The following is a 16,360-nucleotide window of genomic DNA, read 5'->3' as shown; positions in this document are numbered from 1 at the left end:
GAAAATTAGTAACAATGCGCCGTATTTGCCTCTTAGTACAAAAATCCATCCTTTCTATCAGTTCGGGCCGCAAGAATGCGCAATTCAATTGAAATTGTAAGCATGCTTACAATTTCAATTGTTGCTGAAAGGAAATTGAAAGTTTAAGCCTATATCTTTGAGCAAAATTTATTGGGGTATATTTATGCGTGCTGTTAGTAAGATGGTGTTGAGTTCGGCTGTGGGTTTGTTGTTGACTAGTGTGGTGCTGCCAGCTTTAGCCGAAAAAATTGTGGTTGGGCAATCGGTAGAACTGTCGGGGCAAGCCACCGGTAAAGAAGGGATGCAAGGGGCGCAGTTATTCTTTAACTGGATCAATAGCAATCAGGGCGGGGTCAATGGCCGCAAGATAGAATTGATCACTTACGATGATCAGCGCGATCCGCAAAAAACCAAGGAGAATACGCTTAAGCTGATCAAAGAAGATCGTGCGGTAGCACTACTCGGTTACCGCAGTACTCCCACCGTGCAAGCGGTATTGCCTTTACTTGAAAAAAATAAAATACCCTTGGTTGCACCGTTTTCCGGTTCGCAATCGCTATATAAACCCATGCATCCTTATGTCTTCAACTTGCGCGCCAGTTACCAGGATGAGGCAGCCAAGATGGTGGAGTCGCTGGCGCTGATGCAGATCAAAAATATCGCCATCTTGTATCAGGATGATGCCTTTGGTAAGGATGGTCTGGCCGGATTTGAGATGCATCTTGCGGCGCGCAAGCTCAATGCCAGCGTGATCGCTAAATACGACCGTAAAGACCTCAATGTCGACGCCGCGGTGGCCTCGATTATGGCCGCTAATCCAGCAGCCGTCTTGATGGCATGCACGCCCAGTGCCTGTGCTGATTTCATCAAGAAAGTAAAGACGGCGGGCCGCCTGCCGCAATTTATGATGCTCTCCAATGTCAATTCGGAAGAGTTTTTTACTTCGCTAGGCAAACACGGGCGCGGTGTCGGCGTGGTCCAGGTGATGCCGGCTCCGCGCAATATCGGTGTGCCGGTGGTGCGAGAATTTCAGCATGCCTTGAAGGCCGCTAGTAATCCGCCACCAGTGACTTCGGCGGTGCTGGAAGGCTTCATTGCGGCGAAACTATTGACAGAAGGGCTGCGTCGCAGCGGTGCTAATCTAAGTTCACAGAGATTGGTGACTGCGCTAGAAACTATGAGCGATTTTGATCTGGGCGGTATCACGCTGCAGTATGGCAGCGGCCAGCATATGGGCTCAAATTTTGTCGAGATGAGTATCGTCGATCAAAACGGCAAGATGATGCGCTAGCGCGTTTGGCTCTTGGCCTGTGGTGCTGTCGTCGGGCTCAGCATACAATGCGAATAGACATCTATAACATCTATATCAAGGATAAATCTATGAGCCAGACGACACCACTGCGTAGCGAATATCTGCATTTTCAGACTATTGCGACGCGCTGGCATGATAATGATATTTACGGCCACGTGAATAATGTGGTGTATTACAGTTATTTCGATAGCGCGGTGAATACTTATTTAATCGAGGTCGGTGGCTTAGATATCCAGCACGGTGAAGTGGTGGCTTTTGTGGTCAGTTCCAGTTGTGATTATTTTTCTGCGATTGCTTTTCCGGAAAAACTAGAGGTGGCCTTGCGTGTCGCCAAGCTGGGGAATAGTTCGGTCACGTATGAGTTGGCGATCTTTAAGCTCGGTGAAGCCAGCGCTTGCGCTGCCGGACGTTTTGTCCATGTGTTCGTGGCGCGTGAGAGTCAAAGGCCGCAGCCGATTCCTGCGCTGCTGCGCTCGGCTTTGGCACTATTACAGCTACCCGTCGCCACATAGACCTCGAGCCTGAGCTATCAAGGCGATCCTAGAATTACACAGGAACAGAGCCGGAAAAAGCATTTTTAATTTTTACCGGCCTGTTCAGTGGGCGTCGTGCTTAGGCTAAATGGATTTTGAACCAGGCCAGGCAGCGTTGCCAGGCGTCTTTGGCATCTGCCTCTACATAACTAGGACGGTAGTCGGCGTGGAAGGCATGCCCTGAATTAGCAAAGATCATCAGTTCTGACGCACTTTTCCCTTTGCTGAGCGCCTCTTTCATTTGTGCTACGCTTTCTAGCGAAATGCCAGCATCTTTGGCGCCGTACAAACCGAGTATCGGTGCTTTGATGTTGGCAGCGATATCCAGCGGATTTTGCGGAGCCAGCGGGCTAGTTGCGCCGGTCAGACGGCCATACCAGGCAGCCCCAGTTTTGACTTGCGGATTATGTGCAGCGTACAACCAGGTGATGCGACCACCCCAGCAAAAACCAGTGATTGCCAGTTTGTCGGTATTGCCACCATGTGCTTTGGCCCACGCTACGGTGGCGTCCAGATCCTGCATGACTTGCGCATCAGCTACTTTGGAGATGACCTCTTTCATCAGCTCGGCCATATTGGCGTATTTGCCAGCATCGCCCTGACGCACAAACAACTCGGGCGCTAAGGCTAGATAGCCTTGTTTGGCGAAGCGGCGTGCCACATCGGCTATGTGTTCATGCACCCCAAAAATCTCCGAGACCACCAGTACGATAGGCAGATTAGTTTTTCCTTCCGGTTGCGCTCTATACACAGGCACCTGCTGACCATTGACTTCTAGCATGATCACGCCCGCAGTGAGCCCCGCAGTATCGGTCTTAACGACAGTCTGAGCACAGATGGGCAGGGCGGCAGCGGCAAAGCCGGCACCGATGGCAGTCTGGATAAAAGTGCGACGACGATTGCCCTCGTCAAAAAGGGATGATCCTAGCAAACTATCGAAATCCTGTTGGTGCAGCATATAGCTCTCCTCTATGAGTGATCATGAATTGCCGGTTAGTACATTGTCGTTTTCTACAATATATATTGCAGCAATAGAGTAAGGGAAAACAGCAATCTCTGCTGATCGATTGCTGTTGCATTTCAGGTTTTGACTAGCGCTTACTCTGTGGGCTTGAGGTAAAACGCATCGGGCAATTGCGCAGCTGCTGTGGTTTTTTTGATGTCGCCCTTTAAATTACTCAAGATGACTTCTAACTCAGGGCCGCCCAATTCCAGCATCACCTGGCGGCAAGCACCGCAGGGGGCGATAGGCTCATCGGTGGCACCGACCACGGCCATGCTGGCAAAGTCACCAGGGCGGTAACCGCTGGCCACGGCACTAAACAAGGCGGTACGTTCGGCGCAATTGCACAGACCGTAGGAGGCGTTTTCTACGTTGCAACCTTGAAATACTTTGCCGTCTTTAGTCAGTACTGCGGCGCCGACTTTAAATTGTGAATACGGGGCATAGGCCGCCTGGCGTGCGCTTAAGGCCGCTTGTACGAGTTGTTCTTGATTCATGTGATTTACTTCCTGGATGAGGGTGAGGCGCATTATTTCATGAGCCGCGCCATGTGTGCTGGCTTTTGTTCATACATTAGCTCAATACTTAGCTAACATGCGCCCGCATCAAAATTTAAGCGCGCGCACATTTTGATTTTTTAGGCTGCCATAGTTCGATTTCTTTTTTTAATTTTTTATGTTCTTTGGCGCTAATTTTTTTATTTGAGACGAGTGTCGCATCTGGCTTTGTAGCACCGTTTTTATGCGCGAGTAAGGCCCACTTGAGTGCTGTTACCTGGTCTGTTTTTACTCCCAGGCCATGTTGGTACATACCGCTTAAGCTGTATTGTGCCCGTGCGTGGCCCTGATCGGCTGCGCGTTGTAACCATATTAGAGCGCGTGGCAAGTCTTTGCTGGCGCATGTGCCGCTCTTATACAAAATCGCCAATTCATATTGCGCGTTGATGTTGCAGTGCTGTGCGGCTTTTCGGTACCATCCCAGCGCTGGCTCGCAGTCGGCTGTTTGCCCTTTATTGCTGGCGTATAAACGGGCCAATTCTAGTTGCGCATCGGTATCGCCCTGATTTGCGGCGAGCAGAAATAGGTCTTTGGCTTGCTTCAGGTCTTGCGGCCCGCCTTGTGCATTTTTATACAAAATGCCAGCGCGGTATTGTGCCTTGGGGTCGCCTTGCTGTGCCGCCTTGTTCAACCATTCTGCGGCTTTCAGATAGCTTTGTGTGACGCCAAAACCATCGTAATAATGTAAGCCTAGTTGATACTGCGCACCGGGCAGGCCTTGCTCGGCGGCTTTTAGATACCACTCCACCGCCATTTCGTCGTTTGGGCTCACGCCCTGGCCTTGCTGATACATACTAGCTAGTTGGTATTGAGCCGAGGCATCGCCCAAGGTCGCCGCTTTGCGATACCATTCTGCCGCTTGCTTGGGATTACTTTTAACTCCTAAACCGCGCAAATAAATCTCTGCTACGCCGACGCAAGCGCGCGTGTCTCCGTACAGCGCATCCTGAGTCCAGCCATTTAAGGCGCTGGCGTAATCCTTAGCTTGAAAAGCCAGTAAGCCTTGCTGGTAATCAGCCTGCGCCGCATAGGCATTGAGCGTTAGCAATAGTGCGAAGTAGATTTTTCTATACTTCATCGAGTTTTATTATCTTTGTATGAAAAAAGCGTATCAAGCGAATTCGCATCATAAGCATATTTTTAAACTGCATTTAATGCAAATTAATCTTTAAGCGTAGGCATCCACGCTAAAAAAGCTAAAATGCGCGGAAAGCAAAAAATTTTCTACTATTTATCCTTCAATGAATTTTCAAAAAATGGCAAGGCCAGCGCGCATATTCCATGCGGGCTGCAGGCCAGATAGGCTGGAAACCCGCATGGAATATGCGCGCTGGCGTGGTGCCCTTTTAAGTTCGGAGTAATGCATGGCAATGAATACAGCAGCGAATCCGGTAGTGAATACGGCAGCACAAGCTAAGGGCAGCTTTTGGCGTGATCCCAGCTTGCCGTTTATAGAAACCCGGGCGGTCTCGGGTAGCCGTGCCTGTTACGATCCGCACACTCACGCCACGTTTTCCATAGGCACGGTCTTAAACGGCCAGGCGCAGTATTTGAATCGCGGCCGCCGCGTCTCGGCTGGCGCTGGCAGTGTCGTGATTATCAATCCGGGTGATGTACATGCCTGTAATCCGCGCGATGACAGTGTCTGGGCGTATCGCATGTTGTTCATCGATAGCGCTTGGTTGGCTGGGGTGCAGCGCGAAATCGGTGTGAGCCTGCATCAAGATTTACAGATGTTTTCGCAAAGCTTGAGCCTGGATAGTCGGGTGTTCCAAAGTTTGAATTATCTGTTGGCGGGCTTGTGGCAGCCGGCTGAGCGACTCGCCAAAGAGAGCGCGATGCTCGAGTTCTTAATTCGCCTGCATCAAGAGTTTGATACCGTCAAGCTTGACCTAAAAAGCAATCACAGACTCAATCGTGCCGCCGACTACATTGCCGCCCATTGTGTCGAGGATATCGCCTTGCAAGATATTTGCGCGGCTAGCCAGCTCTCGCGCTCGTATTTGATACGCGCCTTTAAGCAGCAATATGGGATGACACCGCATGCCTTTTTACTTAATCAAAGAGTGCAGCGCGCACAAGGCCTGTTGAAAAAAGGGCGGGCCATCGTCGATGTCGCCGCCGATTGTGGCTTCGCCGATCAAGCCCATTTTCAACGCGTCTTCAAGCGCCACGTTGCCGCCACCCCAGGGCAGTATTTCAAGAAATGAATCTCAGGACATGAGCAGATAGACGGCACTGGCCAGCAATAGCGCTGCCATGCTCAGGTTAAATGCACGCAGATACCGCGGCTGGCGCAGATAAATACTCAAAAAAATGCCAGCCACAGCCCAACACGCCAACGATAAAAAACACACTACAAAATAAATCAGCGCAAACCACCACAGGGTTTGCGTCGCACCCTCAGCCGTAAATGCGGCCACCCCTGAAATACAGGCGATCCAGGCTTTAGGATTAAGCCACTGCAATAATGCCCCGGACAAAAAACTAGGTGCTGGCGCATTCTGCTGACGCTCGATGTGACTCTGTGAGCTAGCCAGGCGGAGTGCCAGATAAACCAGGAAAGCCACGCCCACCCAATGCAAGGCCAGACTTAATTGCGGCAGAAAATGCAAAACCGCATGCACGCTCACGCCCAGCAAAACCAACAAGAAGGTAAAACCCAGGGTGGCACCCCAGACATGGCGCAACGCCACCCGCCAACCGAAGTTGACCGCTGCGGACAAGGTGATGAGATTAACCGGACCGGGCGTAATCGAAGAAACCAGAGCGAACGCCGCCATAGAAAGAATAAGAGAGAGCTGCATGTTGTTAGCCACTTGTTGATCATAGCCCCAGCATATACAGCGCAAGAGCCTGCGTATTGAAGAAAAGAACCCTGATCCAATTCAGTCTGGAGAACGCCAGACTTGATCAGCGCTGACGTGAGGAGTGGGTTACCAGGGAAAAAATATTTTTTCCGCCTTGTTCGAATTCGTAGATTTGTTAGTGCTTACTTACACTGTGGCAAGCAGTCTTTGAAGCTCTAAAAAAGTCAATGAAATAAATAATATATTTGTTGGTAAAAAATCCTCTTTTTTAACAAAATAGCGGTTGCGCGTATCGGCTTGTGCCACTAGAATTAGTGTAAATAAAAAAATGTGCACTACATCTAGTGGTTTTGTTTATTTCTCGCTTAGCCCAATTTAGGCTTCCATTATTTGAGAAAATCAAGTAGGGAGAGATGAAATGGCAGTAAAAGCAGCAGTGAAAACTTAAAAAAAGCAGTACTAGAATTAAAAAAACAGTGGCTAACACGCCCTGGAAATATCGATCAATTTTGAATTTGGAGTTCAAATGCACTCTCCCCTGGAATCATCTTCGTCTGGCCTGTCTGATTTGGCCGCCATGCAATCTGGCCTTACTGCGCATACATTAAGTTCTAGCGCGGTGAATTACAGCGACTACAGAATTATTCGCCGTAACGGTGCCGTGGTCGGTTTTGAACCGTCTAAAATCGCCATCGCCGTGACTAAGGCTTTTCTTGCTGTAAACGGTGGGCAGGGTGCCGCATCGGCACGTATCCGTGAATTGGTTGAGCAGTTAACCGCCGTCGCGGTGGCGGCGCTGATGCGCAGGCAGCCAGCTGGCGGAACTTTTCACATTGAAGATGTGCAGGATCAGGTAGAGCTGGCGCTGATGCGTTCTGGCGAACACGACGTAGCACGTGCCTACGTTTTGTACCGTGCCAAGCATATGGAAGAGCGTCGTTTGCAATTGGAGGCGCAACAATTATCCAATACTAAGGCCAGTGAACTGCAAATACGCGTGATGGTTGATGGTCAACCGCAGGTGCTGGATGTGACGCAAGTGCGCGCTTTAATTACCGCTGCCTGCGTTGGCCTCGATAAGTTGGCCGATCCTGAGGCCATCCTGTTAGAGACGCTGAAAAATCTGTACGACGGCGTACCGGTCGAAGAATTGCATAAGTCAGCAATTCTGGCGGCACGTGCGTTGATGGAAAAAGAGCCGGCGTATAGCCAGGTTACTTCTCGTTTGCTGTTGCATACGATCCGTAAAGAAGTTTTTGGTAAGGAAGTGGCGCAAAAAGATGCTGCTGCTGAATACCTGACTTATTTCCCAGCCTTTATCCAAAAAGGTATAGACGCCGAGTTGCTCGATGTGAAGCTAGGCCAGTTCGATTTGGCTAGACTAGCGCAAGCCTTGGTCTCTGACCGCGACCTGCAATTTTCTTATATCGGTTTGCAAACTCTGTATGACCGTTACTTCTTGCACATACGCGGCAGCCGCATAGAAATGCCTCAGGCTTTCTACATGCGCGTGGCGATGGGGCTGGCCTTAAATGAGTCTGACCGTGAAGCGCGGGCTATAGAGTTTTACAACCTGTTGTCGTCGTTCGATTTCATGAGCTCGACCCCAACTCTGTTTAACTCAGGTACTTTGCGCTCGCAACTGTCATCCTGTTACCTGACCACGGTCGCTGATGATCTGGGTGGAATTTATGATGCCATCAAAGAAAACGCATTATTGGCTAAATACGCTGGCGGTTTGGGCAACGACTGGACGCCAGTGCGCTCACTGGGTGCGCATATTAAAGGTACCAACGGTAAGTCACAGGGCGTGGTGCCTTTCCTGAAAGTCGTCAACGACACAGCCGTGGCGGTGAATCAGGGCGGTAAACGTAAGGGCGCGGTATGTGCCTACCTCGAAACCTGGCACATGGACGTCGAAGAATTTCTTGATTTGCGTAAAAATACCGGTGACGACAGACGCCGTACGCATGATATGAATACCGCCAACTGGATTCCGGATCTGTTCATGAAGCGCGTCATGGAAAAAGGCGATTGGACTTTGTTCTCGCCATCCGATGTCCCCGATCTGCATGATAAGTTTGGTAAAGCATTCGAACTGGCTTACACCGCTTATGAAGCGAAGGCCGCCAGCGGCGAGTTGGGTTTATCCAAGAAAATCCCGGCACTCGATTTGTGGCGCAAGATGTTGTCTATGCTGTTTGAGACAGGCCATCCTTGGATTACATTTAAAGATCCTTGCAACATCCGTTCACCGCAACAGCATGTAGGCGTGGTGCATAGCTCGAATCTGTGTACAGAAATTACGCTCAATACCAATGAAAGCGAGATCGCGGTTTGTAATCTGGGCTCGGTGAATATGCCTGCCCACATGAAGGATGGCAAGCTCGATCACGTTAAATTGAAAAAAACCATCAGTATTGCGATGCGCATGCTGGATAACGTGATCGACATCAACTACTATGCAGTGGATAAGGCGCGTGAATCAAATATGCGTCATCGTCCGGTCGGTCTGGGTATTATGGGTTTTCAGGATTGCTTACATATGATGCGGGTGCCTTACGCAAGTATGGATGCGGTGGCTTTTGCCGATACCTCGATGGAAGCGGTGTGTTACTACGCTTATCTTGCATCGAGCGAATTGGCGGAAGAGCGCGGTACCTATAGTTCTTACCGTGGATCTTTATGGGATAGAGGCATCCTGCCGCAAGACTCAGTCAAGTTATTGGCCGAGGAGCGCGGTGGATATCTGGAAGTCGATGAGTCGTCGGCGATGGATTGGACGGTCGTGCGTGAGCGTATCAAGCAACACGGTATGCGCAATTCTAATTGTGTGGCGATCGCGCCGACTGCAACGATCTCTAATATTATTGGCGTCTCAGCTTGTATAGAACCGACTTATCAAAATCTGTACGTGAAGTCGAATCTGTCCGGCGAGTTCACCGAGATCAATGAGCACTTGGTACGCGATTTGAAACAGCGTGGTTTGTGGGATGAAGTCATGATTTCTGATCTGAAATATTTTGACGGTAGCCTGGCAAAGATAGATCGTATTCCTGAAGAATTACGTGAGCTATACGCCACCGCATTTGAAGTGAGCCCTAGCTGGTTGGTGGAAGCGGCGTCACGTCGCCAGAAATGGATAGACCAGGCGCAATCGCTGAACATTTATATGGCAGGTGCATCAGGCAAAAAACTCGATGAGACCTATAAACTGGCGTGGTTGCGTGGTTTGAAAACGACTTACTACCTGCGTACCATGGGCGCGACACATACCGAGAAATCAACGAGTAAGACGGGGGCCTTGAATGCGGTCGCGGTTGACGGTGGCAATAGCGGCATGGCGGCAAGTGCGCCTGAAGCTGACGGTGCTGCTTGCTACCTACGTCCGGGTGACGCTGGCTTTGAGGAATGTGAAGCCTGTCAGTAATTAATTCGCGGGAAATTGTGTGGAGTCGGTCTATCGATGTCAGTGCCGGCACCGCACAATTTGAACTTCGCAATGTGAACAATTGTAATAATCAGTAAATAAATATTTAGGACAAAAATGCTTTCTTGGGATGATGAAGCTGTATCTGCAGCACCAATAGCGCGACCTGCGCAAGCCCCATTACCAGCGATGGATGCTGGACTCAATCCTGTGCAGGCTGCCGATAAGTTTGTTCCTAGCGCTGAAGATTTGGCGCGGCGTGTCAATGCCAGTGACAAACGTATCATTAACGGTAAGACAGACGTCAATCAATTGGTGCCATTTAAATATAAATGGGCTTGGGATAAATATCTGGCTGGTTGTGCCAATCACTGGATGCCACAAGAAATCAATATGCAGCGCGATATTGAACTTTGGAAAAGCCCCAATGGTCTGACCGATGATGAGCGCAGATTGGTCACGCGTAATTTAGGTTTCTTCGTGACGGCCGATTCACTGGCTGCCAACAATATTGTACTGGGAACATATCGTCATATTACCGCGCCGGAGTGCCGCCAGTATCTATTGCGTCAGGCTTTTGAAGAGGCGATCCATACGCATGCCTATCAATACATCGTTGAATCACTCGGTTTGGATGAGGGCGAAGTTTTTAATGCCTATAATGAAGTCGAGTCGATTCGTGATAAAGATCAGTTCCTGATTCCTTTCATTGATGTACTGACCAATCCTGAATTTAAGACCGGAACGACTGAGGATGATCAGACATTATTGCGCTCATTAATTGTGTTTGCATGCTTGATGGAAGGTCTGTTTTTCTATGTCGGCTTCACGCAGATTTTAGCACTAGGTCGTCAGAATAAAATGATGGGTGCGGCCGAACAGTATCAATACATTTTGCGTGACGAATCGATGCACTGCAATTTTGGAATCGATTTAATCAACACCATCAAGATGGAAAATCCGCATTTGTGGACGCCAGCATTTCGCGATGAAATTAAAGCGTTGTTTTTACGTGCGGTAGAGTTGGAATATCGTTACGCAGAGGATACAATGCCGCGAGGAGTACTAGGCTTGAATGCGCCAATGTTTAAAGGCTATTTGCGATTCATTGCAAATCGTCGCGCACAGCAAATCGGTCTCGACGCATTGTTCCCACACGAAGAAAATCCTTTCCCGTGGATGAGCGAAATGATCGATCTAAAAAAAGAACGGAATTTTTTTGAGACGCGTGTGATTGAGTATCAAACTGGTGGAGCATTAAACTGGGAATAAATTATTTCCGGTGAATCTCAACAGATTTTACTCACGATACACTTTCGTAAAAAACGAGAGGTTTCACCAAACTGAATGAACAGTTATAGACCGATAGGTTCTGAACTATTTGTAGCGCAATACCCGGCGAGGCTGGGTATTGCGCGTTTGTGTTTTGGAGAAAGATTTTCGTCACAGAATACCGACGCCGGCGTTTTTATGCGCGCGTTTTTTTTGGTTGTTACTAACGTTCATTGAAGCTTATCCCTTGATGCATCTGAAATGCTTGTTATTTGCTTCAAGGAACTGAACAACCATATGGCTCAAGCGCTGCATCAATAGAGGGGATGCAGCAGTTCAGCCGGTGCCAAATTCACTGGCATAAACAGATCTTGTGTTTGTGCCGATGAATAATCCGCTAGTCGGATTTTTTAGCGGATTTTAATTTTTTATTTAATTTTTTCCATCTAACATGAAGGAGAAACATAATGGCAACAGCACCAAAACCATCCGTGGACAAGAAAGCGGCAGCAGCTAAGCCAGCGGTAAAAGCAGCAGCTAAGCCAGCGGTAAAAGCAGCAGCCAAGCCCGCAGCAAAAGCAGCAGCCAAGCCAGCAGCAAAAGCAGCAGCCAAGCCAGCAGCAAAAGCAGCAGCTAAGCCAGCAGCAAAAGCAGCCGCTAAGCCAGCAGCAAAAGCAGCCGCTAAGCCAGCAGCGAAAAAAGCAGCAGCTAAGCCAGCAGCAAAAGCAGCAGCGAAAAAAGCAGCAGCTAAGCCAGCAGCAAAAGCAGCAGCCAAGCCAGTAGCGAAAAAAGCAGCAGCTAAGCCAGCAGCTAAGCCAGCAGCGAAAAAAGCAGCAGCTAAGCCAGCAGCAAAAGCAGCAGCTAAGCCAGCAGCAAAAGCAGCAGCTAAGCCAGCAGCAAAAGCAGCAGCTAAGCCAGTAGCGAAAAAAGCAGCAGCCAAGCCAGCAGCAAAAGCAGCAGCCAAGCCAGCGGCGAAAGCAGCAGCCAAGCCAGCAGCAAAAGCAGCAGCTAAGCCAGCAGCAAAAGCAGCAGTCAAGCCAGCAGCAAAAGCAGCAGCTAAACCAGTAGCGAAAAAAGCAGCAGCCAAGCCAGCAGCAAAAGCAGCAGCTAAGCCAGTAGCGAAAAAAGCAGCAGCCAAGCCAGCAGCAAAAGCAGCAGCCAAGCCAGTGGCAAAAGCAGTAGCCAAGCCAGCGGCAAAAGCAGCAGCTAAGCCAGCAGCAAAAGCAGCAGCCAAGCCAGCAGCTAAAGCAGTAGCCAAGCCAGCAGCTAAAGCAGTAGCCAAGCCAGCGGCGAAAGCAGCAGCCAAGCCAGCGGCGAAAGCAGCAGCCAAGCCAGCGGCAAAAGCAGCAGCTAAGCCAGCGGCAAAAGCAGCAGCTAAGCCAGCAGCAAAAGCAGTAGCTAAGCCAGCGGCAAAAGCAGCAGCCAAGCCAGCAGCAGCTCCAGCGGCTCCGGCAGCAGTTGCGGCTAAACCGGCTACGCCAGATGCAAAAACGGTGGTTAGCCCAACCGCTGCTTGGCCTTTCCCTACTGGTAGTCGTCCATCATAATTTGACATGCTTGGATGCCTGGCGGTATTAAGGCACAATACCCACTGTGTGATTTCACTCAGTGGGTTTTTTTATGGGGAGTAGCTTCGTGTTGTATGGAATTTTTAGCTTTATTACCGATACCGTCGCCGGCTTATTTGCCGGGTTTTTGTTGTTGCGGTTTTGGATGCAGGCGCAGCGCGTGCGGCCTCCAGCTGGTTTGGCGCAATCAATTTTTCAGATCACTGACTGGTTAGTGCGTCCAATCCGGCGCCTGATACCGGGCTTTGCCGGATATGATTGGGCTAGTTTGATCGCAGCATTTTTGGTGGCGCTGCTGGCGGTGTTGCTTAATTTTTGGTTGTTGTCGCAGCTCTCATTTGTCGCGATCATATTACTGGCAGCATTCAAGATGGCGCAATGGATACTGTATGGTTTTATGGCCTTGTTGATACTGGAGGCCGTGTTTAGCTGGGTCAATCCACATGCACCATTCGCACCATTTATCCGTGCCTTGAATGAGCCTATCCTATCGCCCCTGCGCAGATTAATCCCGGCTTTGGGCGGCATCGATTTTTCACCGCTGATAGCTTTGATTGCGATACAAGTTTTGAATCGACTGCTATCGGAATTATTACCCGTGGCAATTGGGTTTTAAGCTTTAAAGGCGGCGGTCGACTGGCGTATCATCAGCTTGGTTTCCAGCTTCTCTCTTTGCAATTCTGATGCGGCATTGCGGATACGCTGCACCATCACTTGTGCGGTCAAGACACCGATTTCGTATTTTGGCTGGGCAATGGTGGTCAGCGGTGGCGTGCTAAACGAAGCTAGCGCAATATCGTCATAACCGATGACGGACAGTTGCTCTGGAATTTTCATGCCAGCCTGATGCGCTGCGCATAGGCCGCCTATGGCCATCAAGTCATTGCTGGCGAAGATTGCGCTTGGCCGTCTTTCCAATGCCAACAATTGCTGAAATGCGGTAAATCCACCCTGACTGGTAAAGTCGCTATGTGCCAGATATTCTTCACGTCTGGCGATGCCAGCTTCTTTTAGTGCGCGCCAATAGCCCTGTACCCGGTCGCCACTAGGTAGTAAGGTCTTGGGGCCAGAGACGCAGGCTATATCGGTATGTCCCAGATCGATCAAATACTTGGTTGCCAGATAGCCACCTTGCTCATGATCGGCCTCGATGAAATCGGCCGCCAAACCTGGCACTTCTCTATCAACCAAGACTTTAGGTATGCCTTCGTCGGCCAGTAGTTGATTAAGCTCTTCGTCGGAACCGGATGAAACGATTATCAAACCATCGATGCGTTTCTCCATCAAGACTCTGGTGTACGCCGCCTGTTTTTTTGGGTCGTCGTAGGAATTGCACAAAATGATGTTGTATCCGAGCTTAAAAGACTCCGCCTCTATGCCTTGTATCACTTCCGCAAAATAGGGATTCGAATTATTTGGAATAATCATGCCCAAGGTATGCGTCTTATCATTCTTTAAGCTGCGTGCAACCGCGCTCGGGATGTAACGCATTTGCTTGATAACGGACAGCACACGCTCTCTCGCATCTTCGCTAACGACTCGGGTATTATTGATGACGTGAGACACCGTGGTGGTTGAGACCCTAGCCTTCTCCGCGACCTGCTTCATAGTTGCCATATGATCCTGCCTTTCTTAGCTGCGATTATGACGCATACTCTGTACGAAACCAAAATTATTCAACGAGTGATGCGCTAGGTTTACACTTTTTAATGCTCAGTTAAAGATAGGACGACCGCAATGGATCTCATCATACGTAATGCCAATTTGCCTGATGGTCGCACTGGGATGGATATCGGGGTAATCGGTGGCCGTATCGTTGCACTAGAACCGGCGCTGCCGCTGCAGGCACTCAGCGAGATCAAGGCCAATGGCAATCTGGTGAGTCCGCCTTTTGTCGATGCGCATTTTCATATGGACGCTACGCTCAGTTATGGCTTGCCGCGGGTTAATCAGTCTGGCACTTTGCTGGAGGGCATCGCATTGTGGGGTGAACTTAAAGCGACGCTGACGCAGGACGCCATCGTCGAGCGGGCTTTGCAATATTGCGATTGGGCGGTAGCGCGTGGCTTACTGGCGATACGCAGTCACGTGGATATTTGCGATGATAGATTGCTGGCGGTCGAAGCTTTACTCCAGGTCAAACAGCAAGTGGCGCCGTATCTGGATCTGCAACTGGTGGCGTTTCCGCAAGATGGTCTATTGCGTAGCGCCAGCGCGTTTGCCAATCTGAAGCGCGCAATTGCCATGGGTGTGGACGTGGTGGGGGGTATTCCACATTTTGAACGCACTATGGCTGACGGTGCCGAATCGGTGCGCTTGTTGTGCGAGTTCGCCGCCGACCAAGGTCTGCGAGTCGATATGCACTGCGATGAGTCGGACGATCCTATGTCGCGGCATATCGAAACTCTGGCCTATCACAGTCAGCGACTGGGTCTGCAGGGCAGGGTGGCTGGCTCACATTTAACCTCCATGCATTCCATGGATAATTATTACGTCAGTAAATTACTGCCCTTGATACGCGAAGCGGGGGTGGCAGCAATCGCCAATCCGCTCATCAATATTACGCTACAAGGGCGGCACGACACTTACCCCAAACGACGTGGCATGACCCGCGTGCCAGAATTAATGGCCGCTGGCATAGACGTCGCCTTCGGTCAGGATTGTGTCATGGATCCCTGGTATAGCCTAGGGTCGGGCGATATGCTGGAAGTAGCTCACATGGGCTTGCATGTAGCGCAGATGACGGGGCAAGAGGCGATGCGATCTTGCTTCAATGCAGTCACCGAGGCGCCTGCCAAGATTTTGGGCTTGCAGGGCTATGGCCTGCAAGTGGGCTGTCATGCCGATCTGCTGATACTCGACGCCAGCAGTACTGTCGAGGCGCTACGCCTGCGTGCGGCGCGATTATGCGTAATCCGGCGCGGCCAAGTGCTGAGCCAGATGCCAGCCGCGCACGCGCAATTACAATTGCCAGGCCGCCCAACTCAGCTCAATTTTAGATTGGCATGAGGCGGGCTCAATTAGCAAATTAAAAAATCTCAATAGCCATACCCATATTCCATGCGGCTGCTGGCAGCAAAAGCAGCCAACAGCCGCACCTGGATTGCGCATAGGCCAGGCATTTTCGTCTGACGCCAGGTGATAACCTAGCTGGCTTTGAATTTGAAGCGACACACATTGCCACCGGTCGCCATGCACTCTTGATGTTCTACCGCGCTATCGGTGAAAGCCGAGAGTAGTGCGACATCGAATTTACAAATGTGCGGATTCGCCACCGCCAGAGTATGGAAGACGCAATTACTTGCTTCGATTTTTTCCGCATTGTCGCTCAACATAGCATTCGCGCTGTAGCCCAATTGCTCCATGATTTCGGCTAGTTTTTTTACTTTGTCGGCGCGCACGCTTAGTTCTGGATGTTGGCTGCTCAATTGCTTACCTATGCGCGTACCCATCAAAGTGAAACGTTCGCCGACCTCATCGGCTCCACTCTCTTGTTGCAGCGACTCGACTAGCAATTGAGCAAACCAGGCGTAATGCCGGGTAAAGCATTCATTGCCTTTGTCGGTGAGTAAGTAAAGCTGCTCTGGTCGGCCACCCGAGGCGCGGGTTTGCCCTTTTTTTAAAAGCCCATCATTCTCCAAAGATGCCAAATGCTGGCGTACCGCATTGCGGGTGATGCTCAGTTGCGCCGATAATTCATCGGCGGTCATCCCTGTCTTATTTTTTAACAGCAGCTTGAGTAATTCTTTCTGCCGCATTCCCAATATTTCTAGCACGTGTCCTCCCTAGGGGTAATCGCTCCATCGCCAGCAAGCAGGCTAGCTTTTTCTATAAGCGTATTTTACTGCAATTTC

At 50.1% G+C, this 16,360-nt stretch carries 14 protein-coding genes; 8 read left to right on the top strand and 6 right to left on the bottom strand.

Annotated elements, in window-relative coordinates:
- Positions 1 to 184 precede the first annotated feature (184 nt).
- Both EJN92_RS05075 and EJN92_RS05070 read left to right on the top strand, forming a co-directional pair.
- The gene (locus tag EJN92_RS05075) at positions 185 to 1,312 is read left to right on the top strand and encodes an ABC transporter substrate-binding protein (RefSeq protein ID WP_126126811.1); all 1,128 of its coding nucleotides are present in this window, start codon (positions 185 to 187) and stop codon (positions 1,310 to 1,312) included.
- Between the two features lie 89 nt (positions 1,313 to 1,401).
- The gene (locus tag EJN92_RS05070) at positions 1,402 to 1,845 is read left to right on the top strand and encodes an acyl-CoA thioesterase (protein WP_126126810.1); all 444 of its coding nucleotides are present in this window, start codon (positions 1,402 to 1,404) and stop codon (positions 1,843 to 1,845) included.
- A gap of 100 nt (positions 1,846 to 1,945) precedes the next feature.
- Here the strand turns inward: EJN92_RS05070 and EJN92_RS05065 are convergent, their stop codons facing one another.
- From EJN92_RS05065 to EJN92_RS05055, 3 genes are all read right to left on the bottom strand, one after another.
- Complete coding sequence (locus tag EJN92_RS05065) at positions 1,946 to 2,824, bottom strand: dienelactone hydrolase family protein (RefSeq protein ID WP_194074967.1); 879 nt, start codon at positions 2,822 to 2,824, stop codon at positions 1,946 to 1,948.
- A gap of 140 nt (positions 2,825 to 2,964) precedes the next feature.
- Positions 2,965 to 3,399 carry a cytidine deaminase gene (locus EJN92_RS05060; RefSeq protein ID WP_126126809.1) on the bottom strand — a complete coding sequence of 145 codons (435 nt, stop codon included), beginning with the start codon at positions 3,397 to 3,399 and terminating at the stop codon, positions 2,965 to 2,967.
- 82 nt (positions 3,400 to 3,481) lie between these two features.
- Positions 3,482 to 4,504: an SEL1-like repeat protein gene (locus EJN92_RS05055; RefSeq protein ID WP_126126808.1), complete on the bottom strand. Its 1,023-nt coding sequence runs from the start codon at positions 4,502 to 4,504 to the stop codon at positions 3,482 to 3,484.
- A 286-nt stretch (positions 4,505 to 4,790) separates the two neighbouring features.
- Between EJN92_RS05055 and EJN92_RS05050 the strand changes: the two genes are divergently transcribed.
- Positions 4,791 to 5,636 carry an AraC family transcriptional regulator gene (locus EJN92_RS05050; RefSeq protein WP_227869714.1) on the top strand — a complete coding sequence of 282 codons (846 nt, stop codon included), beginning with the start codon at positions 4,791 to 4,793 and terminating at the stop codon, positions 5,634 to 5,636.
- 3 nt (positions 5,637 to 5,639) lie between these two features.
- Here EJN92_RS05050 and EJN92_RS05045 read toward each other — a convergent pair whose 3' ends face one another.
- Complete coding sequence (locus EJN92_RS05045) at positions 5,640 to 6,233, bottom strand: LysE family translocator (RefSeq protein WP_126126807.1); 594 nt, start codon at positions 6,231 to 6,233, stop codon at positions 5,640 to 5,642.
- A 580-nt stretch (positions 6,234 to 6,813) separates the two neighbouring features.
- Here EJN92_RS05045 and EJN92_RS05040 point away from each other — a divergent pair.
- The 4 genes from EJN92_RS05040 (at position 6,814) to EJN92_RS05025 (ending at position 13,122) form a co-directional block, all read left to right on the top strand.
- Positions 6,814 to 9,666 carry a ribonucleoside-diphosphate reductase subunit alpha gene (locus EJN92_RS05040; protein WP_126129786.1) on the top strand — a complete coding sequence of 951 codons (2,853 nt, stop codon included), beginning with the start codon at positions 6,814 to 6,816 and terminating at the stop codon, positions 9,664 to 9,666.
- A 117-nt stretch (positions 9,667 to 9,783) separates the two neighbouring features.
- Positions 9,784 to 10,938, top strand: a complete 1,155-nt coding sequence (locus EJN92_RS05035; protein ID WP_126126806.1) for a ribonucleotide-diphosphate reductase subunit beta — start codon at positions 9,784 to 9,786, stop codon at positions 10,936 to 10,938.
- Between the two features lie 467 nt (positions 10,939 to 11,405).
- Positions 11,406 to 12,485 (top strand): transcriptional regulator, encoded by a 1,080-nt coding sequence (locus EJN92_RS05030; RefSeq protein WP_126126805.1) that lies wholly within the window; start codon positions 11,406 to 11,408, stop codon positions 12,483 to 12,485.
- A 73-nt stretch (positions 12,486 to 12,558) separates the two neighbouring features.
- A complete protein-coding gene (locus EJN92_RS05025; protein WP_227869713.1) occupies positions 12,559 to 13,122 on the top strand; it encodes a YggT family protein in 564 nt (187 codons plus the stop codon).
- Here EJN92_RS05025 and EJN92_RS05020 read toward each other — a convergent pair.
- Complete coding sequence (locus EJN92_RS05020) at positions 13,119 to 14,123, bottom strand: LacI family DNA-binding transcriptional regulator (protein ID WP_170174873.1); 1,005 nt, start codon at positions 14,121 to 14,123, stop codon at positions 13,119 to 13,121. The two genes, EJN92_RS05025 and EJN92_RS05020, sit on opposite strands and share 4 nt — an antisense overlap.
- A 120-nt stretch (positions 14,124 to 14,243) precedes the next feature.
- On the opposite strand from EJN92_RS05020, the gene EJN92_RS05015 reads away from it, so the two are divergent.
- Complete coding sequence (locus EJN92_RS05015; protein WP_126126804.1) at positions 14,244 to 15,515, top strand: amidohydrolase family protein; 1,272 nt, start codon at positions 14,244 to 14,246, stop codon at positions 15,513 to 15,515.
- A 137-nt stretch (positions 15,516 to 15,652) separates the two neighbouring features.
- On the opposite strand, the gene EJN92_RS05010 is transcribed toward EJN92_RS05015, so the two are convergent.
- A complete protein-coding gene (locus EJN92_RS05010) occupies positions 15,653 to 16,282 on the bottom strand; it encodes a helix-turn-helix transcriptional regulator (protein ID WP_126126803.1) in 630 nt (209 codons plus the stop codon).
- Positions 16,283 to 16,360 lie beyond the last annotated feature (78 nt).

Origin of the sequence: Undibacterium parvum, assembly GCF_003955735.1 — a bacterium.
Classification (GTDB): Bacteria; Pseudomonadota; Gammaproteobacteria; order Burkholderiales; family Burkholderiaceae_D; genus Undibacterium; species Undibacterium parvum.
Note: the sequence above shows the minus strand (reverse complement) of the source record. Positions and strands in the feature narration are given on the sequence as shown.

Bases quoted from the DNA above. Each gene is read 5' to 3' on its own strand.
- EJN92_RS05040 (WP_126129786.1), top strand. From the start codon at position 6,814: ATGCAATCTGGCCTTACTGCGCATACATTAAGTTCTAGCGCGGTGAAT.
- EJN92_RS05030 (WP_126126805.1), top strand. From the start codon at position 11,406: ATGGCAACAGCACCAAAACCATCCGTGGACAAGAAAGCGGCAGCAGCT.
- EJN92_RS05015 (WP_126126804.1), top strand. From the start codon at position 14,244: ATGGATCTCATCATACGTAATGCCAATTTGCCTGATGGTCGCACTGGG.
- EJN92_RS05065 (WP_194074967.1), bottom strand. From the start codon at position 2,824: ATGCTGCACCAACAGGATTTCGATAGTTTGCTAGGATCATCCCTTTTT.
- EJN92_RS05050 (WP_227869714.1), top strand. From the start codon at position 4,791: ATGGCAATGAATACAGCAGCGAATCCGGTAGTGAATACGGCAGCACAA.
- EJN92_RS05020 (WP_170174873.1), bottom strand. From the start codon at position 14,123: ATGGCAACTATGAAGCAGGTCGCGGAGAAGGCTAGGGTCTCAACCACC.
- EJN92_RS05060 (WP_126126809.1), bottom strand. From the start codon at position 3,399: ATGCGCCTCACCCTCATCCAGGAAGTAAATCACATGAATCAAGAACAA.
- EJN92_RS05035 (WP_126126806.1), top strand. From the start codon at position 9,784: ATGCTTTCTTGGGATGATGAAGCTGTATCTGCAGCACCAATAGCGCGA.
- EJN92_RS05025 (WP_227869713.1), top strand. From the start codon at position 12,559: ATGGGGAGTAGCTTCGTGTTGTATGGAATTTTTAGCTTTATTACCGAT.
- EJN92_RS05055 (WP_126126808.1), bottom strand. From the start codon at position 4,504: ATGAAGTATAGAAAAATCTACTTCGCACTATTGCTAACGCTCAATGCC.
- EJN92_RS05070 (WP_126126810.1), top strand. From the start codon at position 1,402: ATGAGCCAGACGACACCACTGCGTAGCGAATATCTGCATTTTCAGACT.
- EJN92_RS05045 (WP_126126807.1), bottom strand. From the start codon at position 6,233: ATGCAGCTCTCTCTTATTCTTTCTATGGCGGCGTTCGCTCTGGTTTCT.
- EJN92_RS05075 (WP_126126811.1), top strand. From the start codon at position 185: ATGCGTGCTGTTAGTAAGATGGTGTTGAGTTCGGCTGTGGGTTTGTTG.